This is a genomic window from Erythrobacter sp. SD-21, from assembly GCF_000181515.1.
Taxonomy (GTDB): domain Bacteria; phylum Pseudomonadota; class Alphaproteobacteria; order Sphingomonadales; family Sphingomonadaceae; genus Qipengyuania.
Map to the genome: position 1 here is coordinate 429,946 of NZ_ABCG01000002.1, position 24,808 is coordinate 454,753.

27 protein-coding genes are annotated in these 24,808 nt (G+C 64.1%); 15 read left to right on the top strand and 12 right to left on the bottom strand.

Annotation, left to right across the window (positions count from 1 at the left end):
- Positions 1-65: 65 nt before the first annotated feature.
- The 3 genes from ED21_RS05435 to ED21_RS05445 all read right to left on the bottom strand — a co-directional run bounded on the left by ED21_RS05435 (position 66) and on the right by ED21_RS05445 (position 2,669).
- The gene (locus ED21_RS05435) at positions 66-371 is read right to left on the bottom strand and encodes a nuclear transport factor 2 family protein (RefSeq protein ID WP_006832842.1); all 306 of its coding nucleotides are present in this window, start codon (positions 369-371) and stop codon (positions 66-68) included.
- Positions 368-1,762 (bottom strand): FMN-binding glutamate synthase family protein, encoded by a 1,395-nt coding sequence (locus ED21_RS05440; RefSeq protein WP_006832843.1) that lies wholly within the window; start codon positions 1,760-1,762, stop codon positions 368-370. Before ED21_RS05440 ends, ED21_RS05435 begins: the two co-directional genes overlap by 4 nt.
- A gap of 208 nt (positions 1,763-1,970) precedes the next feature.
- A complete protein-coding gene (locus ED21_RS05445; protein ID WP_006832844.1) occupies positions 1,971-2,669 on the bottom strand; it encodes a dienelactone hydrolase family protein in 699 nt (232 codons plus the stop codon).
- 112 nt (positions 2,670-2,781) lie between these two features.
- On the opposite strand from ED21_RS05445, the gene ED21_RS05450 reads away from it, so the two are divergent.
- The 6 genes from ED21_RS05450 (at position 2,782) to ED21_RS05475 (ending at position 8,616) form a co-directional block, all read left to right on the top strand.
- Positions 2,782-3,045, top strand: coding sequence for a DUF6489 family protein (locus tag ED21_RS05450; protein WP_006832845.1), 264 nt, complete (start codon positions 2,782-2,784; stop codon positions 3,043-3,045).
- Positions 3,046-3,060: 15 nt separating this feature from the next.
- The gene (mnmE, locus tag ED21_RS05455; RefSeq protein WP_006832846.1) at positions 3,061-4,335 is read left to right on the top strand and encodes a tRNA uridine-5-carboxymethylaminomethyl(34) synthesis GTPase MnmE; all 1,275 of its coding nucleotides are present in this window, start codon (positions 3,061-3,063) and stop codon (positions 4,333-4,335) included.
- Positions 4,336-4,407: 72 nt separating this feature from the next.
- Positions 4,408-6,261 (top strand): tRNA uridine-5-carboxymethylaminomethyl(34) synthesis enzyme MnmG, encoded by a 1,854-nt coding sequence (gene mnmG / locus ED21_RS05460; protein WP_006832847.1) that lies wholly within the window; start codon positions 4,408-4,410, stop codon positions 6,259-6,261.
- Positions 6,258-6,884, top strand: a complete 627-nt coding sequence (rsmG, locus tag ED21_RS05465; RefSeq protein ID WP_006832848.1) for a 16S rRNA (guanine(527)-N(7))-methyltransferase RsmG — start codon at positions 6,258-6,260, stop codon at positions 6,882-6,884. The genes mnmG and rsmG overlap by 4 nt, the downstream gene beginning before the upstream one ends.
- A gap of 2 nt (positions 6,885-6,886) precedes the next feature.
- Positions 6,887-7,675: a ParA family protein gene (locus tag ED21_RS05470; protein WP_006832849.1), complete on the top strand. Its 789-nt coding sequence runs from the start codon at positions 6,887-6,889 to the stop codon at positions 7,673-7,675.
- Positions 7,672-8,616, top strand: a complete 945-nt coding sequence (locus tag ED21_RS05475) for a ParB/RepB/Spo0J family partition protein (RefSeq protein ID WP_002649865.1) — start codon at positions 7,672-7,674, stop codon at positions 8,614-8,616. Before ED21_RS05470 ends, ED21_RS05475 begins: the two co-directional genes overlap by 4 nt.
- 3 nt (positions 8,617-8,619) lie before the next feature.
- On the opposite strand, the gene ED21_RS05480 is transcribed toward ED21_RS05475, so the two are convergent.
- Entirely contained in the window at positions 8,620-9,102 is a 483-nt protein-coding gene (locus ED21_RS05480; protein WP_006832850.1) for a GAF domain-containing protein, read from the bottom strand.
- A 77-nt stretch (positions 9,103-9,179) separates the two neighbouring features.
- On the opposite strand from ED21_RS05480, the gene ED21_RS05485 reads away from it, so the two are divergent.
- On the top strand, positions 9,180-10,631 hold the full coding sequence (locus ED21_RS05485) for a sorbosone dehydrogenase family protein (RefSeq protein ID WP_006832851.1): 1,452 nt from the start codon (positions 9,180-9,182) through the stop codon (positions 10,629-10,631).
- On the opposite strand, the gene ED21_RS05490 is transcribed toward ED21_RS05485, so the two are convergent.
- Positions 10,628-12,367: an acyl-CoA dehydrogenase gene (locus tag ED21_RS05490; protein WP_006832852.1), complete on the bottom strand. Its 1,740-nt coding sequence runs from the start codon at positions 12,365-12,367 to the stop codon at positions 10,628-10,630. The genes ED21_RS05485 and ED21_RS05490 overlap by 4 nt on opposite strands.
- 47 nt (positions 12,368-12,414) lie before the next feature.
- Here ED21_RS05490 and ED21_RS05495 point away from each other — a divergent pair, with 47 nt between their 5' ends.
- Positions 12,415-13,353: an L-threonylcarbamoyladenylate synthase gene (locus tag ED21_RS05495; RefSeq protein ID WP_006832853.1), complete on the top strand. Its 939-nt coding sequence runs from the start codon at positions 12,415-12,417 to the stop codon at positions 13,351-13,353.
- Here the strand turns inward: ED21_RS05495 and ED21_RS05500 are convergent.
- The 7 genes from ED21_RS05500 to ED21_RS05530 all read right to left on the bottom strand — a co-directional run bounded on the left by ED21_RS05500 (position 13,350) and on the right by ED21_RS05530 (position 19,487).
- Positions 13,350-13,679: a hypothetical protein gene (locus ED21_RS05500; protein ID WP_034921645.1), complete on the bottom strand. Its 330-nt coding sequence runs from the start codon at positions 13,677-13,679 to the stop codon at positions 13,350-13,352. The genes ED21_RS05495 and ED21_RS05500 overlap by 4 nt on opposite strands.
- A gap of 56 nt (positions 13,680-13,735) precedes the next feature.
- Positions 13,736-14,548, bottom strand: a complete 813-nt coding sequence (locus ED21_RS05505) for a head GIN domain-containing protein (RefSeq protein ID WP_006832855.1) — start codon at positions 14,546-14,548, stop codon at positions 13,736-13,738.
- Positions 14,549-14,694: 146 nt separating this feature from the next.
- Positions 14,695-15,228, bottom strand: a complete 534-nt coding sequence (locus tag ED21_RS05510; RefSeq protein WP_006832856.1) for a CarD family transcriptional regulator — start codon at positions 15,226-15,228, stop codon at positions 14,695-14,697.
- A gap of 232 nt (positions 15,229-15,460) precedes the next feature.
- The gene (locus ED21_RS05515; RefSeq protein ID WP_006832857.1) at positions 15,461-16,324 is read right to left on the bottom strand and encodes a YihY/virulence factor BrkB family protein; all 864 of its coding nucleotides are present in this window, start codon (positions 16,322-16,324) and stop codon (positions 15,461-15,463) included.
- Positions 16,325-16,663: a ferredoxin FdxA gene (gene fdxA / locus ED21_RS05520; protein WP_006832858.1), complete on the bottom strand. Its 339-nt coding sequence runs from the start codon at positions 16,661-16,663 to the stop codon at positions 16,325-16,327. It lies immediately after the preceding gene.
- Positions 16,664-16,712: 49 nt separating this feature from the next.
- On the bottom strand, positions 16,713-16,970 hold the full coding sequence (locus ED21_RS05525) for an RNA-binding S4 domain-containing protein (protein ID WP_006832859.1): 258 nt from the start codon (positions 16,968-16,970) through the stop codon (positions 16,713-16,715).
- Positions 16,971-16,973: 3 nt separating this feature from the next.
- Positions 16,974-19,487 (bottom strand): helicase-related protein, encoded by a 2,514-nt coding sequence (locus ED21_RS05530; protein ID WP_006832860.1) that lies wholly within the window; start codon positions 19,485-19,487, stop codon positions 16,974-16,976.
- Between the two features lie 188 nt (positions 19,488-19,675).
- Between ED21_RS05530 and ED21_RS05535 the strand changes: the two genes are divergently transcribed.
- Genes ED21_RS05535 through ED21_RS05565 form a run of 7 tightly spaced genes read left to right on the top strand, consistent with a single transcriptional unit; the run spans position 19,676 to position 24,796 of the window.
- Complete coding sequence (locus tag ED21_RS05535; protein WP_006832861.1) at positions 19,676-21,259, top strand: M23 family metallopeptidase; 1,584 nt, start codon at positions 19,676-19,678, stop codon at positions 21,257-21,259.
- A 59-nt stretch (positions 21,260-21,318) separates the two neighbouring features.
- Positions 21,319-22,317 carry a porphobilinogen synthase gene (hemB, locus tag ED21_RS05540; protein WP_006832862.1) on the top strand — a complete coding sequence of 333 codons (999 nt, stop codon included), beginning with the start codon at positions 21,319-21,321 and terminating at the stop codon, positions 22,315-22,317.
- A complete protein-coding gene (locus tag ED21_RS05545) occupies positions 22,310-22,873 on the top strand; it encodes a GNAT family N-acetyltransferase (RefSeq protein WP_006832863.1) in 564 nt (187 codons plus the stop codon). Before hemB ends, ED21_RS05545 begins: the two co-directional genes overlap by 8 nt.
- Entirely contained in the window at positions 22,858-23,421 is a 564-nt protein-coding gene (locus tag ED21_RS05550) for a GNAT family N-acetyltransferase (RefSeq protein WP_006832864.1), read from the top strand. The genes ED21_RS05545 and ED21_RS05550 overlap by 16 nt, the downstream gene beginning before the upstream one ends.
- Positions 23,414-23,971, top strand: coding sequence for a GNAT family N-acetyltransferase (locus ED21_RS05555; RefSeq protein ID WP_006832865.1), 558 nt, complete (start codon positions 23,414-23,416; stop codon positions 23,969-23,971). Before ED21_RS05550 ends, ED21_RS05555 begins: the two co-directional genes overlap by 8 nt.
- Positions 23,968-24,534 (top strand): gamma carbonic anhydrase family protein, encoded by a 567-nt coding sequence (locus ED21_RS05560; RefSeq protein WP_006832866.1) that lies wholly within the window; start codon positions 23,968-23,970, stop codon positions 24,532-24,534. The genes ED21_RS05555 and ED21_RS05560 overlap by 4 nt, the downstream gene beginning before the upstream one ends.
- Positions 24,515-24,796: a DUF167 domain-containing protein gene (locus ED21_RS05565; RefSeq protein WP_006832867.1), complete on the top strand. Its 282-nt coding sequence runs from the start codon at positions 24,515-24,517 to the stop codon at positions 24,794-24,796. The genes ED21_RS05560 and ED21_RS05565 overlap by 20 nt, the downstream gene beginning before the upstream one ends.
- The last annotated feature ends 12 nt before the right edge of the window (positions 24,797-24,808 follow it).

The window sequence follows — 24,808 nt, forward strand, 5'->3', positions numbered from 1 at the left end:
AGCCATCTGCTCCCACACTTTGTTTACCGCTTTAAGAGGCCGCACCATGACCTTGAAGTCGGTGATCAAGCCGTTCTCGTCGAAGCGGATAATATCGACCCGTTGACGTGAATGCCGTCCATTTCGGCGGTGAACTCGAGGCAAGCGTTCTCGCCATCGACCAGTTCGCGGATATAGGTGAAACTGTCGTTACCCAGCGTCTGGCCGGCGGCGGAGAGATAGGCCACCACCAGATCGCGCCCCTTCTGCGGGGAATGGACGACGGGGGAGTGGAAAGCTGTGTCCTCATGGATGATCGCGGCCAGCTCGGCGGGCAACGAGCCGTTTTCAATCACCTCATACCAGCGTGCCAATCCTTTTTCGGCGCTCATCCATCCCTCCTGAAGCTGTTGGCCCGGGCGGCTTCCCAATGCCGCGCAAGCGGTGTGGTCTGAGGCTTGTCGAGCAATACGCCTTCCTCGACAAAATAGTAGATCTTGTCGAACGCGTCCGAGCGCGCGCCGTTGATGCGTTCGCGCATGTCGAGCGGTTTCATTTCCCAGGGGGACTGAAGGCCCATGGCAATGGTGATCTCGCGCAGGGAATGCAGCGTCTGACGCTGGAAACGGGCGACGCGCGGGGCTTTGTCTTCAATCACGAGGCCGCGCTGGCGCCATTCTTCCTGCGTTGCGATTCCGGTGGGGCAGGTTCCCTTGTGGCAGTTCATCGATTGGACGCAGCCGAGCGCGAACATGAAGGGGCGGGCGGCGTTGCACCAGTCGGCTCCCAGCGCGAAGCTTTTGGCCATTTGTGCGCCGGAGTGGATCTTGCCCGAAGTGGCGATCTTCACCTTGTGCCTCAGGCCCGTGCCGACCAGCATGTTGCGCACGAAGATTTGCCCTTCGCGCAGCGGCATTCCGACCGAGTTGGAAAGCTCTAGCGGGGCTGCGCCGGTTCCACCTTCCGCGCCGTCGACGGTGATGAAATCGGGATGCATTTCGGTTTCCAGCATGGCCTTGCACAGCGCGAAGATCTCGTGCGGCTGGCCGACACACAGTTTGATGCCGGTAGGCTTGCCGCCCGAGAGGTCACGCAAGCGGGTGACGAATTCCAGCAATTCGATCGGGGTGTCGAATTCCGGATGAGCGGCGGGAGAGTTTACGTCCTGCCCCTGCGGCACGCCCCGGGCCTCGGCGATTTCCTTCGTGACCTTGGCTCCGGGGAGCACGCCGCCATGGCCGGGCTTGGCGCCCTGGCTAAGCTTGAGCTCGATCATCTTCACCTGATCGCTCGCCGCGTTGTCGCGAAACTTGTCCGGATCGAAGCGTCCGTCTTCCCGTCGCGCGCCGAAATAGCCGCTGCCCAGCTCCCAAATCAGGTCGCCGCCGGGTCCGCGGTGATAGCGGCTGATCGAGCCCTCGCCTGTATTATGCGCGAAATTGCCCAGCTTGGCGCCCATGTTGAGCGCCTCGATCGCGCGGGCGGAGAGCGAACCGAAGCTCATCGCAGAGATGTTGAGCAATGACGACGAGTAGGGCTTGGCGCAGCTGCCTTCGCCCACCGTCACGCGCCATTCCTCTGCCACATCGCTGGTGGGTGCGATGGAGTGGCCGACCCACTCGTATTCATCTGAATAGACGTCGAGCTCGGTGCCCATAGGATGCTTATCGAGATCACCTTTGGCGCGCGCATAGACCAGCGAACGTGCTTGGTGGCTGAAGGGCCGCCCTTCAAGATCGTCCTCGACGATATAGGCCTGCGCGAAAGGCCGGAGGTCCTCCATCAGCCACCGAATTCGGGCGAGCAGTGGATAATTCCGTCTAAGAGTATGATCTGATTGGAAAAAATCCCAAATTGCCAGTGCGAGGGCTGGGAAAAGTAGCCACAGGCTCCACCTTGCAGACTCCCAAGCCCACGCGCCGGCCACGAGGACCAGCAGCCCGAACGGAACGAGATAGCGAAAGGGCAGGCGCTCGATCATGCGCGCGTGCTCAGGCGAGATGCTCCTTGAAGAAATCGGCGGTCCGCCCGTCGGCTAGGTTCGCGGCCTTTTCGTCGCGGCGCTTGCCGAATTCGGTGGCAAACCCGTGGTCGAGTCCTTCGTAATCGTAGAGCGTCACCTTGGGGTGCTCGTCCAGACCGTCGTGCATCGCCTTCTGCGTGTCCTTGTCCACGAAGCCGTCTTCGGTGGGCACGTGAAGCAGGAGCGGATGGGCGATCGCGTGCTTTTCATTGAGCAGCCCGTCGATCCCGACGCCGTAATAGCCGACCGAGGCGTTCACATCGGTGCGTGCGGCGGTCATATAGGCGAGTCGGCCGCCGAGGCAGTATCCGACGCAACCGACCATTGCGACGCCTTCCTCTCGGCGAATGTGATGGATCGTCGCCTCGATATCCCGAATGCCTTGGTCCTGGTCGAACTTTCCCATCAGGTCGAGCGCGCGCTGGAATTCCGGCTCTACATCGGGGTCGAGTTCCACGCCGGGTTCGAGCCGCCAGAACAAGTCGGGCGCCACCGCGAGATAGCCGTCTTCGGCCAGCTTGTCGCATTTGCGGCGAATGCCCGCATTCACGCCGAAGATTTCCTGGATCACGAGGATCGCCGCCTTTGGGGTATCGGCAGGGCGGGCGACGTAGGCCTTGAAGCTGGCGTCGCCGGACAGGGTGGCAATCGTTACGGTCTCGCTCATCGGTAAGGCTCTCCCTCGGGTCTCTAAGTGTCTTATGCTTGCATGACGCGCTATCCGGTCCCAGATAGGGCGCACAAACGCTCGCCATGCAAGCCTTAACGGAGGAAACGCGATGAAGGTCCAAATCGAAATCGACTGCACGCCCGAAGAGGCGCGGACCTTCATGGGCCTGCCTGACGTAGGTAAGGCGAACGACATCTATGTCGACATGATGTCGAAGGCGATGAAGGGTGTGACCAGTACTGATCAACTTCAGGATTATGCCCGCCAGCTCGCGCCGATGGGGCAGGCCGGGTTCAAACTGTTCCAAAGCTTCATGGAAGGCGCACAGGCGGCAAAGGGGCAGGGCAAGAAGCCCGACACCCCCAGCGACTAAGGTTTCATCCCGAGAATGACCGACACGATTTTCGCCCTCTCCAGCGGAGCGCCGCCGGCTGCCATCGGTGTCGTGCGGATAAGCGGTCCGCTTGCAGGCGATACAGTCGAGGCGATGACGGGCGCCTTGCCCGGGGAGAGGCGGGCAAGCGTTCGAGCGGTCAAGGGCGCCGATGGTCGTGTGCTCGACCGGGCGCTGGTGTTGTGGTTTCCCGGACCCAAGACCGCGACCGGCGAAGATCTTGCCGAGTTTCACTGCCACGGGGGCAGGGCAGTTATTGCTGCGATCGAGGCCGATCTGGCAGCACGTGACGGCCTCCGCCGCGCCGAACCGGGCGAATTTACCCGTCGTGCCTTCGCCAACGGTGTGATCGATTTAGCCGAGGCAGAAGGCCTTGGTGACTTACTTTCAGCTGAAACCGAATTGCAGCGGCGGGCTGCTGAGGCGGCTGCGGGTGGTGGCCTGTCCCAGAAGGTCGAGGGGTGGCGCTCGCGTGTGCTCGGACTCTCGGCCCTGGTGGAATCTCAACTCGACTTCGGCGACGAAGACGATGTCGGCGAATTGCCAGAAATGTTCCACGTGGAACTTTCGGGATTGTTAGGCGAATGGCGCCGCGCGCTTGATGCCCCTCAGATTGAGCGGCTCAAAGACGGTATACGTGTCGTGCTGGCCGGGCCCCCGAATACGGGTAAGTCATCTCTGTTTAACGCTCTTCTCGACGAGGGCGCGGCCATCGTCTCGGCAGAGGCAGGTACGACGCGCGATGTTATCGAGCGACCGATTGCGCTCGGCAGTGTTCCTTTCGTGCTGGTCGATACGGCGGGCTTGCGCGATGACAGTGCGGGAGAGATCGAGCGTATTGGTATCGATCGCGCTCGCGACCAGCTCGAACGAGCAGACATTGTCCTCTGGCTGGGCGATGAAGGGCGGGGGCCCGATGGGTGTCTTGAAATCGGTGCGCGCGTCGATCTGGGCGACTCCCGGAAAACCTCGCCGGATTACGAGGTTTCGGTTGTAACCGGTTCGGGGATCGAGGATTTGGTGCGAGGGCTTATTGAGAACTCGCGAAATCTGCTTCCGCGCCCGGGAGAGGTCGCGTTGAACTTTCGCCAGACCTCGGCGTTAAACGACGCGCATGAAGCGCTGCAAGGCATCGACGAAGGTGACGATGTCTTGTTGACGGGTGAGCGCCTTCGGCTCGCACGGCTTGCGCTCGATCGCTTGCTGGGACGTCATTCCACCGAGGACATGCTCGACGCGCTCTTTGGACGGTTCTGCATCGGCAAGTAGTCGCTGGGATTGTTCCACGTGCAACACTCTTAGCTCTTTGCCTGCTAGGCGCATTGCGGTATCGGCGCGGACATGCGGAATTTCGATATCATCGTAGTCGGCGGCGGACACGCCGGCGTCGAAGCGGCTTGCGTCGCTGCGCGCATGGGCGCAGCGACGGCACTCGTCAGTTTCGATCTCACGAAGATCGGCGCGATGAGCTGCAACCCGGCCATCGGCGGTCTGGGCAAAGGGCATCTCGTTCGCGAAGTCGACGCTCTCGATGGCGTGATCGGGCGCGCGGCCGATGCGGCGGCGATCCATTACCGGATGCTCAACCGTTCCAAGGGGAGCGCGGTCTGGGGGCCCCGGGTGCAGGCCGATCGAGCGCTGTTCCATCGTGCTGTTCAGGGGAACGTAAAATCGCAGGAAAGCCTCGAACTGGTCGAGGGCGAGGCAGCATCATTGGTTCTCGAAGGGGGAAGGGTAACGGGCTTGGCGCTTGCCGATGGCTCGGCTCTCTCGGCCCCCGCGGTGATCCTGTGCACGGGCACTTTTCTAGGCGGGACGCTGTTTCGTGGTGAGGAGCGCTTCGAGGGTGGTCGCATCGGAGAAGATGCGGCGCGCGTCCTGGCGTCGCAGCTGCGCGAGGCCGACCTACCGATGGCTCGGCTCAAGACGGGCACGCCGCCGCGCCTCGACGGCAAGACCATCGACTGGGCGGTGCTCGAGGAGCAGCCCTCCGATGGGGAAGCGTGGACCATGTCGTCCCTTTCGACGCAGCGAATGAATCCACAGGTCTTCTGCGCCATCACCCGCACAAACGAAAAGGCGCATGACATTATCCGCGTGAATCTCGATCGCTCGCCGCTTTTCTCGGGAGCCATCGGCGCTGCGGGTCCGCGCTATTGTCCCTCCATCGAAGACAAGATCCATCGCTTCGGCGATAGGGAGGGGCACCAGATTTTCCTCGAGCCCGAAGGCCTTTCGACCGATCTCGTCTATCCCAACGGCATCAGTACCTCGCTGCCGACGGATGTGCAGCACGACATGCTGCGCGCGATGAAGGGACTCGAGCGGGTCGAGATGGCGGTTCCCGGTTACGCGGTGGAATACGATCACATCGATCCTCGCGCGCTCAGGAGTTCGCTGGAGGTAAAGACAATTCCGGGCCTCTATTGCGCCGGGCAGATCAACGGGACCACGGGTTATGAGGAAGCTGCCGCCCAGGGTCTGGTCGCGGGCATGAGCGCCGCGGCGACCGTCCTGGGCCGCGAGCCGGTAGGTCTCGACCGGTCCAATTCCTATATCGCGGTCATGGTCGACGATCTGACGCTGCAGGGCGTCAGCGAGCCTTATCGCATGCTGACATCGCGCGCCGAATACCGGCTGCGGCTGCGTGCCGCCAATGCGGATACGCGCCTGACCGGGCTTGGCATCGAAGCCTGCCTTGTCGGAGCTGAGCGGGCCGAGTGGTTCAGCCACCGTGAAGAGCGGCGTTTGGTGATCGACAACCAGCTGGAGGAGGAGCTGCACGCCAACACGCTCATCGAGGGCGGCATTCGAGCCAAGGCCGATCGCGGCTCGCAGCGCTTGAGGGAGTGGCTCAGGGGAGGGCAGATTTCCATCGAAGAGTTGGCGGGTATTGTGGGCGGGATAGACCCTCAGGACGCGCTTACCGTCGAGATGGTGGAGGACACGATTTACGAGCCCTATCTGTTGCGGCAGGAGGCGGAACTGCGGGACCTGAAGGCAGGTGAGAGGCTGCGCCTGCCCGCAGACTTCCCCTATGCTCGTGTACCTGGACTTTCGAACGAGATGATCGAACGCCTCAATAAGGCCCAACCGGAAACGCTCTCGGCCGCCGGGCGTGTTCCCGGCATCACCCCTGCAGCGCTCGCTGCCTTGCTAGTCCACGCGCGCCGACTTGAGGGTCAGGCGGCATGATCACGACCGAAGCGCAGGCCCGCGAATTCATTCTAAGCCTGTCCGACCCCGAGACCATCGAGAAACTGGAGCTCCTCTTCAATGCTCTTCGCGAGGAGAACGAGCGTCAGAACCTTGTATCGCGTGGCTCGCTCGACGATGTCTGGGTACGCCACTTTGCCGATTCCGCACAACTGATCCCGCATGTTCCACGTGAAACAAAGGGGCCCTGGTTCGACCTCGGCAGCGGAGCGGGCTTCCCTGGCCTCGTGCTCGCGCTCCTCCGGCCCGACGAACCCACGGTCCTCGTCGAATCACGCAAGCGTCGACTCGAGTGGTTGCAGGCGATGGTCACCAGACTTGGTCTCGCCAATTGCGAAATCGAGGGAAAACGTCTCGAACTTGTCGACACCCGAAAAGCCGCAGTAATCTCGGCCCGAGCCTTCGCTCCTTTGCCGAAGCTGCTCGATTTATCCGCACGCTTCTCCACAGGTCGCACTTACTGGGTGTTGCCCAAAGGGCGGTCGGCAGCGCAAGAGGTCGAGGAACTGCCGCGTAAACTGCGCAAAATGTTCCACGTGGAACACTCCCAAACGGATGGCGAAGCCGGGATCGTCGTCGGAAAAGGCAAGGTAGGGGCGTAAGAATGATCACGATCGCGATCGCAAACCAGAAAGGCGGGGTGGGAAAGACGACCACTGCCATCAATATCGCCACCGCTATGGCGGCTTCCGGCTGGAAGACGCTCCTGATTGACCTCGACCCCCAGGGTAACGCATCGACCGGCCTCGGCATCGATAACGCCTCGCGCGAATATACGACCTACGATCTTCTCCTCGGCGACGCGACGCTGGCGCAGGCGGCCCAAAAAACCGAAATCCCAAGTCTGGATATCGTGCCCGCCACGCAGGACCTCTCCGGGGCCGAGGTGGAGCTCGTCTCGGTCGAGGACCGTACCCATCGCCTGCAGAAAACGCTGACGGCACCGCAAACCGGTTTCGCTGGATACGATGTCGCTTTTATCGACTGCCCGCCGTCGCTTGGCTTGTTGACGCTCAACGCGCTTGGTGCGGCCGATACGCTGATGGTGCCGCTGCAGTGCGAATTCTTCGCGCTGGAGGGCCTCAGCCAGCTTCTGCAGACCGTCGAGCGCGTTCAGCAGCGCTTCAACCCCGATCTGGGCATTGTCGGTATCGCACTGACCATGTTCGACCGCCGCAACAAGCTCACCGACCAGGTGGCTGACGATGTGCGCGATTGCCTCGGTAATCTCGTCTTCGAGAACGTCATTCCGCGCAATGTGCGCCTGTCGGAAGCGCCGAGCCACGGCATGCCTGCCCTGATATATGACCACAATTGTCCCGGAAGCCGCGCCTACATCGGTCTGGCTCGCGAGCTGATCGGACGCCTGCCCGAGAAGAGGAAAGCTGCATGAGCGCCGCTGTCGATCGCAAGAAAAAGCTTGGCCGCGGCCTTGGTGCGCTGATGGGCGAGATCCAGCGCGAGGAACCGCTGGTCCGCGAAAATAGTAACGATAGCAACGAAGTGGCAGCCGCATCTGCCGGAGCGTCGACTTCGGGACTGAACGATATTCCGGTAGCGGACATCTCGCCACTTCCCGGTCAGCCTCGTACACACTTCGACGACGAAGCGCTTGACCAGCTTGCCGCCTCTATCGCGCAGCGTGGGGTCATCCAGCCGATCATCGTCACGCCGAACGGGGCAGGGCGGTACCAGCTGGTCGCCGGTGAACGCCGCTGGCGCGCTGCTCAGCGCGCGCGGCTGCATGCAATTCCCGCCATCGTTCGCGATCTCGACAAGCGCGAGATCATGGCGCTGGCGCTGATCGAGAACCTGCAACGCGAAGACCTCAACCCGCTGGAAGAGGCGCGCGCCTATCAGAAGCTTTCCGACGAGGAAGGCATGACCCAGGCCGAAATCGCCGCGCTGGTCGACAAGTCGCGCAGCCATGTCGCGAATTTCCAGCGCCTTCTCGCCTTGCCCGAAGAAGTCCTTGAAATGCTTGCAAAAGGCAAGCTCACCATGGGCCATGCGCGCCCGCTGATCGGCAACGAGGCCGCCGCAGAAATCGCTCGGAAAGCGGTAAACGACAATCTCTCGGTGCGCGAAGTCGAAAAGCTCGCGCGCGGCGAGAAACCCAAGAAGGCAAAGGCTGGCGGGGACGCCAAACCGGTCTCGGAAGCGGCTAACGACGCCGACATCGCGGCAGTGCAGGGCCACTTGGAGGAATTCCTCGGCCTGCCCGTGCGGATCAAGACCGAGGGCGCACCGGGCAATGGCACGGTGACGATCGGTTACCGTACGCTGGACCAACTCGATTTGATCTGCCAGCGGCTCACCGGCGGCGATATCTAATCCTCAGATACGATCGGAAATAATCTCGGCAAGCCGTTCAATTCCGGCGCGATCTTCCTCATCGAAGCGCGCCTTGGACGGGCTATCGAGATCGATCACCGCCACGACGTCGCCGTTTCGCAGGACGGGGACGACCAGCTCCGAATTGGTTACCGAATCGCAGGCGATATGGCCGGGGAAGGCGTGGACGTCTTCCACTAGCTGGGTCGCCGCATCGGCAGCCGCCACGCCGCACACGCCCTTGCCGAGCGGGATACGAATACAGGCTGGACGCCCCATGAAGGGCCCAAGCACCAGTTCGCCTTCGACCATGCGGTAAAAGCCCGTCCAGTTCACATCGGGAAGGAAATCCCACAGGAGAGCTGCGATATTGGCCATATTGGCCACACCATCGGGCTCATCAGCGGTCAGCGCGTCGGCAGCCTCGTGCAACTGGCGATGGGCTTCGGGCTTGGGACAATCGTCCGCGGGGCGAAAATCGAACATGGGCGGTCAATTAGGGACCTCACGCTCATGCGCAAGGGGCGTTGCGGCCTGCGCGGGGCTGCACTATCCCCAAACCCATGAGCATCCTCAAGAAGCTGGGCATCGCCCTTCTCGTCATCCTCCTCCTACTGGGGATCTTCGCCTTTATCGTGACGCGCGGCGACACGGCCGACTTGCCGATCGACGAAGTTACCGGCACCGACCCGACCTTGCAGGAGGCCGATGCCGAGACTTTCCCGACGGTGGCTATCGCCGAACCGGTGGGCTGGGCCGAGGGCGAAGTCCCCGAGGCCGCCGAGGGCCTCGCGGTAAACCGCTTCGCCGAGGGACTCGACCACCCGCGCACGGTATACGCCTTGCCTAATGGCGACATCTTGGTCTCGCTCACCCGCTCGCCGAACCAGGGAGGCGGCGGCCTGATGGGCTGGATCGCCAACAAGCTCATGACCAAGGCCGGCGCGAACGGTCCCTCGGCCAACCAAGTGGTGTTGCTCCGTGATGCCGACGGCGACGGCACGGCAGAAACGCGCCGCGTGCTTGTCGACGGCCTCGATTCGCCGTCCGGCCTCGCGTGGGGCGACGACACACTTTACATCGCGAACCACGACGAAGTCCTTGCTTTCCAATATGAACTCGGCAGCGACAGCGTGGCGTCGAAACCCCGCAGGGTGACCGACCTTGCCGGTGGGGGCGGACACTGGATGCGCAATCTCGAGCTCCACCCCGACGGCGATCTCCTCTATGTCGCGGTCGGTTCGGACACAAACATCGGCGACAAGGGCATGGCGGCAGAGGAAGGCCGCGCGCTGATCTGGGAGGTCAACCTCGAAACCGGGAGCCGCCGCCAGTTCGCCGGAGGCCTGCGCAACGCCAACGGCCTCGATTTCAATCCCTGGTCGGGCGAACTTTGGACCACGGTCAACGAGCGCGACATGCTCGGTTCGGACCTCGTGCCCGATTACCTCACCAACGTGCCTGTCGGCGCGCAGTATGGCTGGCCGTGGGTCTATTGGGGCGACAATTACGATCGCCGCGTGGAAGAGCCCGTGCCACAGTATATCAGTTACGTGCGCCGCCCTGAATACGCGCTCGGTCCCCATGTGGCCGCGCTCGGTCTCGTCTTCAGCAAGGAAGGCGCGGCAATGGGCGAAGGCTTCTCCAGCGGCGCCTTCATCGCGCGCCATGGCTCATGGAACCGCAAGCCGCCCTCAGGGTACGACGTGGTCTATGTCGCCTTCGACGAGCGCGGCAATCCGACCGGAAAGCCGATTCCGGTCCTTACCGGCTTCCTGAAGCCCGACGGCGACACACGCGGCCGCCCAACCTGGGTCGAATGGGCGGGCGACGGATCGCTTCTTGTCAGCGACGATACGGCCGGGATCATCTGGCGCGTAACATCGCCCGGCGCGACGCCGCAAGGCGCGATCGCGAGAATTTCAGGCGACCGCCTTCCGCCGCAGCGCGAACTGCGCGGACAGGACGCCTCTTTCGGCGCCGACGATTACGCCCGCATCGTCCCCGAAGGCTAACCCAACAGTGCGGCGGTCTCGATTTCGTAGAGCGCCGCGCCCCCGGCGGTGGCTGCGGCCTTAAGCCCCGACGCCTCAGGCACGATGCGCTCGAGGAAGAAGCGCACGGTGGCCGGCTTCGTCGCCGCCAGAGCGGGCGCATCCCCGGCTTCTACGGCGCGCAGCTGGTGCACCAGCTGCCATCCCGCCACCGCTACCGAGAGCATGGTGCAGAAGGGCACGCTTCCTGCGAGCTTATCGTCCAGACTGGCTTCCTCGCGCATCCACTTCGCCACGGCTGCGCAGTCGCCTGCCAGCGCGAAAAGCGCAGGATAGTCCGCGCAATCGCGCGCAATTTCCTTGGTCAGGCCAATCAGCGCCTCGCCATTGTCGAGCCCCAGCTTACGCGTGACGAGATCGGCGGCCTGGATACCGTTCGTGCCTTCGTATATCGGGGCAATGCGCGAATCGCGCCAGTGCTGCGCCGCGCCGGTTTCCTCGACGAGGCCCATGCCGCCGTGGACCTGGATGCCGAGGCTGGCGACTTCGATGCCGATATCGGTGCCCCAGGCCTTGATAAGCGGGGTCAGGACCTCGCCGCGCGCCTTGGCGGCCTCATCGCCCAGAACCCCGCGATCGACCTGTCCTGCGGTGTAATATAGCACCGCCCGCGCGCCTTCGGTCAGCGCCTTCATGCGCAGCAGCATACGGCGCACGTCGGGATGCTCAATTATCGAGACGGCGGCCTTGTCGGGCGACCCGGCGCGCGCCGACTGGACGCGCTCCTTCGCGTAATCGAGCGCCTGCTGCGTTGCGCGTTCGCCGATCTGCACGCCCTGATTGCCGACATTGATGCGCGCGTTGTTCATCATCGTGAACATGGCCGCCAGCCCGCGGTTCTCTGTGCCAACGAGCTCACCGATGCATTCGTCATTGTCGCCATAGCTCATCACGCAGGTGGGCGAGGCGTTGATGCCGAGCTTGTGCTCGAGGCTCACGCAGCGAAGATCGTTATGCGCGCCGAGCGAGCCATCCGGTTTCACATGATACTTGGGCACGGTGAAGAGCGAGATACCGCGGCTTCCCTCCGGCGCATCGGGCAAGCGCGCGAGGACGAGGTGGATGATGTTCTCCGCCAGCTCGTGCTCGCCCCAGGTGATGTAGATCTTCTGGCCCTTGATGAGGAACTTGCCCGTGTGCTCGCCCTCGGTAATCGGCTTGGCGGTGGTGCGCAGCGCCCCGACGTCGGAGCCGGCCTGCGGTTCGGTCAGGTTCATCGTGCCGGACCACTTCCCACTGACGAGATCGGGCAGGTATTTCTGCTGCAACTCCTCCGAGCCATGGTGCTCCAGAGCCTCGATCGCGCCGACCGACAGCATCGGCAGCAGGTTGAAGGCCATGTTCGCCGTGCCGAGGTTCTCCAGCACGTTGCAGGCGAGCGTGAAGGGCAGGCCCTGTCCGCCGAATTCCGCTGGCGAGGCGATGGCGTTCCACCCCTGCTCGACATAATGCGCATAGGCGTCCGCATAGCCATCGGGCAGGCGCACAACGCCGTTTTCCAGCTTCGCGCCTTCGAGGTCGCCCACACGGTTGAGAGGGGCAAACTCGCCGGCCGCGAACTGCCCCACGCCCTCGACGATCGCTTCCACCATGTCGGGCTCGGCGGCGGCGAAGCGTTCGCTTTGCGCAAGCTCCTCGATTCCGGCGTTCACGCGGATGGCGAGCAACTGGTCCTGTGTGGCGGGAGTGTAGGTCACGGGGTATCCTCTTGGCTTTTGGCGCCCTGCAGATATAGCGCGCGGGCATGAGCGGCAAATACGCTACGGAAACGCTTGCAGCGGACAAAGGTGGCATGGCGCGCGCCGCAGAGATCCTGCGCGCGGGCGGCCTCGTCGCGGTGCCGACCGAAACGGTCTACGGCCTCGCCGCAAGAGCGGACGATATGGCTGCCGTCTCGCTGATTTACGAGGCGAAGGGGCGGCCGAGCTTCAATCCGCTGATCGTCCATGTCGCCTCGATGAAAGTCGCACGAAACCTGGCCGAATTCTCGCCGGAAGCGGAGGCGCTCGCCGAGGCGCACTGGCCCGGACCGCTGACGCTGGTCCTGCCAAGCCGTACCGACGCCAAGCTTGCCGATACGGTGACGGCAGGGCTCGAAACGGTGGCAGTCCGAATGCCCAACCACCCGATAATGCGAAAAATCCTGCAGAGCGTCGATGTCCCGCTCGCCGCGCCTTCGGCCAACCGCAGTGGATTCATCAGCCCAACGACGGCGGAGCATGTGCTGACGTCGCTCGACGGGCGCATCGACGCCGTTCTCGATGGGGGCGAGTGCCGCGCTGGCGTGGAATCGACCATCGCGGCGGTCCGCGCAGACGGACGCGTGGAAGTGCTGCGGCCCGGGCCGGTGCAGCTGGATGCCGGAGCTATGGCGCAAGACGGGGTTGGCAAGATCGAGGCCCCCGGACAGCTCGCCAGCCATTACGCCCCCGGCAAACCCGTGCGTCTCGACGTCATCCGCTCCGTCGAGGACGAATTCTATATTGGTTTCGGGAAGGTTACGGGCGATTGCTCGCTCTCGGTCGGGGGCGATCTGGAGGAAGCGGCGTCACGGCTTTACGCCTGCCTTCACGAGGGTGCCGCGTCGCACAAGCCGCGCATCGCCATAGCGCCTATTCCCGCGGAAGGGATCGGCCGAGCGATCAACGACCGTATCCGCCGCGCCGCAACTCCGCCCGATTAGTCCTTTTCAGGTTCGACCGGGATAGTGGGCAGGATCTGCTGGATTTCCGCATAGGTGTCCGTCGCCTCGTCGCAGGCGCGCCGATTGCCGTCGTTGCATTCATCGAGCTGCTTTTCGTACTCGCGCTCGAGCTTGCCGAGACGTTCCTCGCGCTTGCGCAGTTTGCGCCCGCGCTTCTCGTCGGCTTCGGACTGGCTGGTGGTGGCAAGGTCCACACCCTTGGCGGCCACCTTGACCGGCGCTGTCACCACATCGGCGACGGTAGAGAGGCACCCGCCCAGCATGAGGGCGGCAAGGGGGAGGGCGATAAAGGCAGGGCGACGCATTTTATTTCCTTTCGATGCGCCGCCCATAGCCCGGATTTGGTGAGTATTCGATGAATTTAGGGCGCGTCGGGCGCCGCGGGGGCGTCAGGCGCGGCCGGAGCCTCACTTTGCGTGCCGGCAGCTGCGGTCCGCGAACTGCCTGCCGAGCAGCGCAGCTTGCCCGAGCCCATGGCGCTGACCGTGCAGGTCGCGCTGCCGCTGACCTTCACATCGCCCGAACCGATGATGCTGGCGTCGACCGTACCATCTGAGGCGAATTCCGCATCGCCCGAGCCGGCAATGGAGATATCGGCCTTATCGACCTGGAGTCCGGCCATCCTGGCCGAACCCGAGCCTGCCACCGTCAGGTCGAGCGCGCTGGCCGTGCCGCCCGCTTCGAAATCGCCCGATCCCGCGATCGTGAGATCGAAGGAGGTCGCTTCCATCCTGGCGACCTTCACCGTGCCGGATCCCGCGATGGTCACTTCGGCGCGCCCCTCCATTTCGTCGGCTTCGATCGTGCCTGAACCGGCCATCACCATGGCGGTCAGACTGGGCATGGTCACGCCCACGGTGGCGGTGCCGATGTTCTTGCCGCTGTCCTTCTCGCGGCTGACGGCGAGGGCATCGTCCTCGAGATAGAAGCGCAGCGCCTCGACCGCGCGCTCGTCACCCGAAACGTTGATATCGAAAGCCTCGCCGCGCGAGACGACGATGGTATCGGGGCCGGCAAGCACAATCTCGCTCGGCGAGGCGCCGCTGGTGTCGAGTTCGGCGAGAGGCACACCCTTGCCATCGCCGATCTGCATGTCGATGTTGCAACCGGAGAGCATCGCGCTGGCGGCAAGTGCGGCGACGGGGGCGAGTCCCTTGAGAACCTTGTGAATCATGGCGAAATATCCTTCCCTTCGAATCCAGTGTGCTTCGACAGCCGTATTGGTGATATAATACGGCAACCGGATATCTTCAAGCCAAAGTAAAAGGGCCGCCCCATGCGGAGCGGCCCCTTCGTCGAATGCCTTCGGGCGTTGGCCGATCAGGCTTCTTCGGTATTCTCATAGTACTGCGGAGCGTGCTCGCGCAGGACGTCGAGGATCTTTTCCAGCGCGGTCGCCTCGTCGGTCTTCTCCATCGCTGCGAGTTCGCGTGCAAGACGGCTCGAGGCTGCTTCGAAAATCTGGCGCTCCGAATAGCTCTGTTCCGGCTGGTCGTCGGGGCGGAACAGGTCGCGCGTGACTTCCGCGATCAGGACGATCTCGCCCGAGTTGATCTTGGCTTCGTATTCCTGGGCGCGGCGGCTCCACATTGTGCGCTTGACCTTGGGCTTGCCCTTCAGCGTTTCCATCGCTTCCTTGAGGGTCTTGTCGCTCGACAGCTTGCGCATGCCGATCGATTCGACCTTGTTCACCGGAACGCGCAGCGTCATGCGCTCTTTCTCGAAGCGGAGGACATAGAGATCGAGTTGCATTCCGGCGATTTCCTCGCTCTGCAGTTCGATGACACGGCCCACGCCGTGCTTGGGGTAGACAACGTAATCGCCAACGTCGAAGGCGTCTGCCTTGCTCGCCATGCATCAATCCTTTCGTCCGGGCCGCGCGGGGGGATGCAACATCGTCAAGAGGCCCTTCCGCGAGCGGCAAAGCGGCGCGCGGCGAAATCCTTCCCGATGGTGTTGCTGGTAGTGCGGACCTTTCAATTCTCACATCTGCCCGGCCATGACCGGCGCAGTTGTTGCATTATATAGCACGTACTTGCGAAAATTGCGAGTCCTCGACCGATACGCCCCTTCGGCGCTTGAAGGATCAACCTCGCACAGTCTCGGTATGTTCGGACGGTGCGTTCAGTTCCGCCCCCAACAGCAGCGCATAAGCAGCCAAATACAGCCAAGTCAGCAGCACGACTACAGCGCCCAGCGAACCATAGGTCGCGTTGTAACTGCCGAAATTAGCGACATAAAACCCGAACAGGGCCGTCAGCACCACGATAGCGACGGCGAAGAACACCGCGCCTGGCAACTGGAACTTGAACGCAGGCGCATCGCGGTGAGGCGCGACGCGGTAAACGAGCGCCGCACCCAACGCAGCGAAACCGAACGTAACGAACAAACTGGCGAGCTGTCCCGTGATACCTTCCAGTACCCCGGCCGCCGTTACCGCGCCGACCACCACTATCAGGCCGATTGCTGCCCCCACCGTCATACCCAGCGCCAGAAGGTTCTTTCGGAAAAAACCGCGCTCCTCTTCGATATCGTAAGCGATATTCAGCGCCTTGACCAAAGCGTTGGCGCCTCCGCGAGCACCCATTAGTGCCACACCCAGGGCGATGAGAAGACCGAATCCTTTAGCACCCGTTGCCGCCTCCGCAGCCGATTTGAGCTGTCCGTTGATCAGTTCGGCGGCGTCTCGCGGCAACGTCCCGGCAAGCGTCTCGGCATGGGCGGCGGCTGTCGCAGGATCGGCGAACAGGCCATATCCCATGACCATCGCAGCCAGTAGCGGGACGATGGCGAGAAAAGCGTAATAGGCAACGCCTGCCGCGACGATCCCGGCATTGTCCTTGTTCGCTTCGGTATAGGCGCGCTTGAGCGCGGCGAACCAGTTCTCGTCTCGATCAGCAGGAACGTCCTGGCGATCCGCGTGAGCCGTTTCTGCGCTGGCGTCGGTCAATCAGTCGCCCTCGCCCGGTTCAGCGCTGAAGAATTTATCGAACTTACCTTCCTCGCCCTTGTGCTCGTCGGCATCGGCGGGCGGCTCCTTCTGGCTCGTGATGTTCGGCCATTCGGCGCTGAACTTGGTGTTCAGTTCAAGCCACTTTTCAAGATTGTCCTCGGTATCGGGCAGGATTGCCTCTGCCGGGCATTCGGGTTCGCACACGCCGCAATCGATGCATTCCGACGGATTGATGACGAGCATGTTCTCGCCCTCGTAGAAGCAATCGACCGGGCAGACCTCGACGCAGTCGGTGTATTTGCATTTGATGCAGGCGTCGGTGACGACGTAGGTCATGGGGTACGGTTTCCCTGTGTGTACTGTGGTTCAGCGCTGCTATGGCTATTCATGCGCCGGGGTCAAGTTCCCGATAACATTCTTGCGCCTCGCGCGGAGGTCCGCGCCGCTCGGGAAGCTGGAGCACCTCGATCAGCTTGACGTGCCTGCCGACAGGCAGGGTGAGGACATCGCCCACCGCAATATCGCGGCTGGGACGCAGGACTCGCTCACCGTTGCGCCGGATGTGGCCCTGGTCGACCAGTTTGCGCGCTGCGCTGCGGGTGCGCACGAAGCGCAGGGTGCAGAGCAGACGGTCGATCCGCAAGCGTCAGCCTTGCTTCATCAAATCGGCGAGCCCGGCAAAGGCGCTGCCTTCGCGCGGGGGCTGCGAGCGAGCGGGTTTCTGCCGCTCCTGCTTGCGGCGCGCGGGGCGCCATTCCCAGCTGTCGGGGCGGGGTGGGCCGAACAGGCCCTCGGCCAGCGGCTTGGCGCGCTGGACGCGGAAACCGGCCTGGCCCAGCAGGCGCTCGGCGTTCTTCTCTTCGAGGCCGACCGAGATGGGCAGGGCAAGGTTCAGCCGGAAGCGGCGGCTCTTGTCCGCCTTCTGGCGCGCTTCGTGCGCGGCGCGAAAGATCTTCTCCGCCAGATCGAGCCTGATCGCCTGGCTGCCCGCGTGGCGATAGCCGGCGGGCAGCTTCTTGGCGTCGGCAATGACCGGCAGCATCGCCTCCTGCAGCGGACGCCGGTCGATGCCGAGCGCGCTCAGCAACTGGCGCGGCGCGGGCTTGAGCAGCAGGGGCGCAAAGATGTCGAGCGCGCCAAAGGTAACGCCGATCTTGCGCAGGAACGGGCGCATCTCCTTGGGCAAGTGCTCGATCCCCGCCTTCTCGCGCGTCACGAAGCCATGACCGGAAATGAGGTTGAGCAACAGCGCGCGCGCCTGGCTGCCCGCGTCGGGATTGGCGGAGGCGATGTGCATCTTGCGCAAGGGCTCGAGCGGCTCGAGCGTTTTGTCCAGCCAGGCGTCGAGCGCATCGAGCAGCGTTTTTCGCGGCTTGTCGGGCAGGTTTGCGATCTCGCGTGAAGGTGCAAGGGCGGGTTTGACCTGCCCCTCGCGCTGTTCGAGCTTGGCGAGTAGATGGCCCTGCCAGCGGATCGCGCCGCGCGACAGCTCGACGTCAGCCATGTCGGATGCCGCCAGCGCCTCCGCCTTTTCGCCGAGGATGCGGGGCAGCGCCTTCTCGGCCGCGGCGAGCAGCATCTTGCGATCGGCGTGGTTTGCGGCCTGGTCGACCGCGAAGCGGAAGCCCTCGACCTTGCCCAGCGCCTCATCCTCGACCAGCAGCGTGCCGTCGTCCCCCAGGGTGATCGGGAGCATGGATGCGTCCTGTCCCAGCGATTTCATCAGTATGGCAGTCCTTCGATTTACGAATCTCTCGGTCAGCCGCGCGTGGAGCGCGTCCGACAATTTGGCTTCGACCCCGCGTGCGCGCGACGCCATTTCGTCGCGGGCGAGCACCCAGTCGGGGCGCTGGCAAATGTAGGCCCAGCTGCGAATCGCCGCGATCCGCCCCTGCAGCGTATCGATATCGCCGCTGGTGTTGTCGAGTTCGGATATGCGCGCGGCGACATAATCGGCCCCGATATACCCCTCGCGCAGATCCTGCCACAGCCGCGCGACGAAGCGGGCGTGAACGTCGGGGCCGCGCGCGCGGAAATCGGGGAGAGAGCAGGCCTCCCAGAAGCGCCGCACCTTGCCCGGCCCCCGCACCTCGGCGGCAAGGGGTTCCTCGGCGAGGCGCTTCAGCGTCGCGAGGTCGATCGCCTCGGGTGCGAGCCGCAGCGCCTCGTGATCGGGCGGCGTCTCGAGGTCGGCGATGAGGGTGGCAAGATTGTCGAAGCGCGGTTCGGGGTCGCGCCAGAACAGCTTGGTGATCGGCGCGAAACGATGCTCCTCGATGGCGTAGATCTCTTCCGCGGTAAACTCGGGCGAGGGACCCATCTTACCGCCCGCCCCCGCGAGCGTACCGAAAGTGCCGTCGCGCTGGTGGCGGCCCGCCCGCCCGGCGATCTGCGCCATCTCAGCGGGAAACAGCCGCCGCATACGCACGCCATCGAACTTGGTGAGGCCGGCGAAGGCGACGTGGGACACGTCGAGATTGAGGCCCATGCCGATGGCATCGGTGGCGACGATATAGTCGACCTCACCATTCTGGAACAATTCGACCTGCCGATTGCGCGTTTCCGGTGAGAGAGCGCCCATGACCACTGCCGCCCCGCCGCGGAACCGCCGAAGCATCTCCGCAACGGCGTAGACCTGCTCCGCGCTGAAGGCGACGATCGCGCTGCGCGGAGGCAGGCGCGACAGCTTGCGCGGGCCGATATGGGTGAGCGTGGAAAAGCGCGCGCGTTCGGTAATCTCTGCCTGGGGCAGGAGCGAGCGGACCATGGGCGCCAGCGTCGCTGCACCCAGCAGCATCGTCTCCTCACGTCCTCGCGCGTTGAGCAAGCGGTCGGTGAAGACGTGGCCCCGCTCCCGGTCGGCGGACAATTGCGCCTCGTCCAGCGCCACGAAAGCGCGCTCGTTGGCGCTACGCGGCATGGCTTCGACGGTGCAGCACAAATAGCGCGCGCCGGGCGGCTCGATTCGCTGCTCGCCCGTGATCAGCGCGACCTCTTTCTCGCCCTTGATCGCGACCACGCGATCGTAGACCTCGCGCGCCAGCAGGCGCAGCGGAAAGCCCATCGCCCCGCTCGAATGCGCGCAGAGGCGTTCGATGGCGAGATGGGTCTTGCCGGTGTTGGTGGGCCCTAGGACCGCCGTTATCTTGGCGTCGTTCACACTTTAGTAGGTGGCATCGGCAGGCGCGGGGCGCAACCGCCCACCGTTTTCCGCGCTCGGTTCGTCGCTCACGTGAGTCGCCTCGCCGAAGGTTAACCCGAATTTCACTTTGTTTATCTAGCAATTCGCGCAATCTGGCCGAAAGGCGACACCCACACTGTCGCGTGGGACATGAAGTAACGGGGGCCATGGTGGACCTTTCCATCGAGCGAAAAGCGAAAGGCGAAAAGAAGGTCGTTGCCGGTCTCGGCGGCGATGCTTCGAACGAGCCTGCGCGCCCGGAAAGCTTCCGCGCGGTCAAGGACCGACTCTATTCGCGCATCGAAGGCCTCGATATCGCGCCCGACCTGGGTGCGGACATCGGCTCGCGCCGCTGGTTCCGCGGACTGGGTACCTTCGTCGGCCTGTCGGTAGTCGCGCTCGCTTTCTGGCCCGACTTCGCGCCACTCGAAGCCGCGCCGCCGCTGCCCGACGATCAGCAGGTTCGCAGCGAATATCGTAGCCAGATGATCATGCCACTCGGCCTTGGCGCCGACACCGGTCGCCGTATGGGCCCGACCGCGCTGGTCCGCCCGCTCGCCGAAGCGCCCGAGCGCCCGCAGATGCAGATGCTCGCCACGCTGGGCCGCGGCGACAGTCTCGACCGGACGCTGCGCCGTGCCGGTATCGGCAGCGCGGAAGCCGACGAGGTCGCTTCGCTGATCGGCCGCGCCGTGCCGCTCGACGAACTGGACCCCGGCACGCAGATCGACATCACGCTGGGCCGCCGCCCCGCGCCGGGCGCCACTCGTCCGCTCGAGCGGTTGAGTTTCCGCGCCCGCTTCGATCTCGAACTCAAGGTCGACCGGATGGACGGCGACGGGCCGCTGAGCCTTACCCGCCGCATCATCCGCGTGGACGAGACCCCGCTGCGCATCCGTGGCACCGTGGGCGACAGCCTTTACCGTTCGGCCCGCGCCGCCGGCGCTCCGGCCAGCGCGGTGCAGGCCTATCTCAAAGCGCTCGGCACCCAGGTGAACCTCCAGCGCGACGTCCGCGCTACCGACACCTTCGACATGATCGTTTCGCACCGCCGCGCCGCCACGGGCGAGCGCCAAGCGGGCCAGCTGCTCTTTGCCGGACTCGAGCGTGGCTCGCGCGGTTCGGTGCAGTTGATGCGCTGGGGCAGCGATGGCGATTTCTTCGATGCCGACGGTACGGGCGAGGAAAAGGGCGGCCTCGTCGCCCCGGTCCCCGGAAGCATGAGCTCGCGTTACGGCATGCGCCGCCACCCCGTGCTCGGCTATCGCCGCATGCATGCGGGCGTCGACTTCCGCGCACGCCACGGCACACCGATCGTCGCGGTCACCGACGGCCGCGTGACCGGCGCCGGGCGCATGGGCGGCTGCGGCAACGCGGTGCGCCTGCGCCACGCCAACGGTATCGACACGCGCTATTGCCACATGAGCCGCATCGCCGTGCGCCGCGGGGCGAGCGTGCGCCGCGGACAGGTCATTGGCTATGTCGGCTCGACCGGACTCTCCACCGGCCCGCACCTTCATTACGAAATGTATCGCGGCGGCAAGCACGTGAATCCTGCCTCAGTCAGCTTCGTCACCCGCAAGCAGCTTTCGCGCGAGGAATTGACCCGTTTCCGCGACGCCTTGGGCACGCTGCGCGATGTCGAGGAGGGCGCGGCGCTCGCCGATCTCACGCCGACGGCAGACGAAGTGGCGAGCGAAGAGCCGGAGCGCGAGATCGACAAGCTCGACAAGCCGCGCCCGGTCGGCTGACGATCCGCACCGCTTCCCTCGATTGCTAAGCCTCGCCGATTGCGGCAAGGCTCGGACCCATGACTGACGCTGCCTATCCCGCCACGCGCCTGCGCCGCACCCGTGCCCATGCCTGGAGCCGGGCGATGCACCGCGAAACCGTGCTCACCTCCGCCGACCTCATCTGGCCGCTCTTCGTGACCAGCGGTTCGGGCGTCGAGGAGCCGGTCGCCAGCCTGCCCGGCGTCTCGCGCTGGTCGGTCGACGGGATTGCCAGGCGCGCGAAGGAAGCGGTCGAGCTCGGCATTCCGTGCATCGCGCTCTTCCCCCACACGCCTGCCGACAAGCGCAGCCAAGGCGGGGACGAAGCCTTCAACCCCGACAATCTGATGTGCCGCGCGATCAAGGCCGTGCGCGACGCCTGCGGCACTGACATCGGCATCCTGACCGACGTCGCGCTCGATCCCTATACCAGCCACGGGCAGGACGGGCTGGTCGACGCACAGGGCTATGTCCTCAACGACGAGACCGTCTCGGTGCTCGTCGACCAGGCGGTCAACCAGGCGAACGCCGGCGCGGATATCATCGCGCCTTCGGACATGATGGATGGCCGCGTGAAGGCGATCCGCATGGCGCTGGAGATGGACGGTCATCCCAATGTGCAGATCATGGCCTATGCCGCGAAATACGCCTCGGCCTTTTACGGTCCTTTCCGCGATGCGGTGGGGTCGGGTGGCCTGCTGAAAGGCGACAAAAAGAGCTACCAGATGGACCCGGCCAACGGCGACGAGGCCTTGCGCGAAATCGCGCTCGACATTGCCGAGGGGGCCGACAGCGTGATGGTCAAGCCTGGGCTTGCTTATCTCGACGTCATCTGGCGCGCAAAGGAGCGGTTTGGCGTGCCCGTTTTCGCTTACCAGGTCAGCGGCGAATACGCGCTGATCGAGGCAGGCGCAGCGGCCGGAGTGGGAGATCGCGAGGGATTGCTGATGGAAAAGCTCATCGCTTTCAAGCGCGCGGGCTGTTCGGGCATCCTCACCTATCATGCCCCCGTGGCGGCACGGCTGCTCAATGGCTGACCCGGTCCTTACGACCGAACGCCTCATCCTGAGACCTCCCGAGGCCGGGGACCTGCCGTTCGTGCAGGCGCAGATGAATACGCCTGCCGTCATGCGGTTCCTCGGCGGCACGCCGCGCAGCGAAGACGAGGTGGCGGCAAGCTTTCAGGTCGACCTCGAGGCCTTCGCCAGCGGCGACCATCGCCGGTGGACCGTATGGTCGAAGGATAGAGATTGCCGCGTGGGCGGCTGCGGTCTTTTTCGTGTATACACCGAAGCCGCGCCAGACGCCTTGAAGGGCGAGCACGAAATCGGCTGGACCCTCGCCGAGCCGTTCTGGGGCCGGGGCTACGCTACCGAGGCCGCGCGGGAGGTTTTGGTCTTTGACTTTGGGGAGCAGGGACTCGCCCACATCTATTCTCAGACCAGCGAATCTAATCAGCCCTCGACAAGGATGATGCAGGAGCTGGGTTTCACGCATTTGCCCCAACTCGGCTATGTCGACCCGCTCTATCCGCCGCGCGACAATCCGACCACGGTATGGCGCTTGACCGGAGAAGAATGGGAAGCCTTGTGACTGCCTTTCGCCACGAAACCGATCGCCTGATCTTGCGCGACTGGCGCGGGACAGATTGGGAGCCGTTCTGGCACGCCACCAACACCCCTGCCGTCATGGAGTGGCTGGGCGGCGTGTGCGATGACGCCAAGCGCAATGCCGCGCAGCAAAGACTCCTGTCGTATCAAACGGATCATGGCCACACTTTCTGGGCTGTCGAACGCAAGGAGGTTGGCGCAATCCTCGGGTTTTGCGGCCTCAAGCGCTGCAATCAGGCGGGCGGCCCGCAGGGCGAAATGGAGGTCGGCTGGAGGTTGTGCGAGGACGTCTGGGGCCAGGGCTATGCGAAGGAGGCGGCTGCGGCCGCGCTCGACCTTGCCTTCACTCGCTTCGGCGCGGAGCAGGTGATCGCCCTCACGGTCGAACCCAACGCACCGAGCTGGGGCCTGATGAAGCGGCTCGGCATGGAGCGGCGCGAGGATCTCGACTTTCCCAATTCCGATTTCGGCGCCGACAGGATCATCGTCTATTCGATTGCCCGGACGGACTGGAAAGGCCTCGATGGCTGATATCGTCGCCGAGACCGACCGCCTTATCCTGCGCACCATCGAGGAAGGGGATGTCGAACTGCAGATGCGCGTGCTCAACACGCCTGCCGTGATGGCGCACCTTGGCGGGCCGAAGGAGGCTCACGAAATCGAGGCGAAGCACGCCAAGGGGATGCAACTCTACGCCCGGCACGGCTTCAGCTTCCTGATGCTGATCGAGAAGGAAACCGGAGAACTCGTCGGCCATGCCGGCATCAAGGAGGTCGATAACCCCCATGCCCCGAACCCGGGCGACCACGAGATCGGCTGGCTCATCCGCGAGGACCGCTGGCGGCGCGGCTATGCGCACGAAGCGATGGAGGCGGTGCTCGAATGGGCGTTCGGCCGGGTCGATGCACCCCATGTCGTCGCGCTCACCAGCGAGGCGAATAGCGCAAGCTGGAAGCTGATGGAAAAAATCGGCATGGTCCGCCGCACAGACCTCGATTTCGAAGATCCGGATACGTCCGCAAGGGACAATCCGGTGATCCAGTATTCGCTCACGCGCGAGCAATGGGAGACCGCGTCATGAACCGCCCCGGCGTCAACATTATCCCGATCCACGGCAAGACGCCGCAGATCCACGACAGCGCCTTTATCGCGCCCGGATGCACAATCATCGGCAACGTCACCATCGGGGCGGAAAGCTCGATCTGGTACAATTGCGTGCTGCGCGCGGACGTCAGCCGCATCGTGATCGGGGAGCGGACCAATGTGCAGGACGGCAGCGTGCTCCATTGCGACCCGGAACGCCCCGGCGATCCCGACGGCAGTCCGCTCATCATCGGCGACGACGTGCTGATCGGCCACATGGCGATGATCCATGGCTGCCGCATCGAGGATCGCGGCTTTGTCGGCCTTGGGGCCATCGCGATGAACAAGGCGGTTATCGGCAGCGACGCCATGCTGGCGGCCGGCGCCATGCTCACCGAGGGCAAGGTCATGGGCGCACGCGAATTGTGGGGCGGGCGCCCCGCGCGCAAGATGCGCGATCTCGACGATGCCGCCGTCGCCGGTATGCGCATGGGCGTGGCGCATTATGCCGAGAACGCCAAGGCGCATTCCAAGGCGGTCGATGAAGCGCTCGAAGATTGAATCCCCGCCGCGTGAAGACCTGCTGGCGTTGCTTGATGCCGAGGGCAGGGTGGCCATCCGGGTCACGCCCGGTGCGCGGACCGAAAGCCTGACGCTGGAAGGGGGCGTATTGGCGGCAAAGGTTCGCGCCAAACCGCAGGACGGGGCCGCCAACGACGCGGTGCGCAAGCTCATCGCCGCCGCCTACCGCGTTCCGCCAACACGTGTCGAACTGCTCCGGGGTGCGACCTCGCGTGAAAAGCTTCTGCGTATAGGGATCTGAAGGTTTTATGGC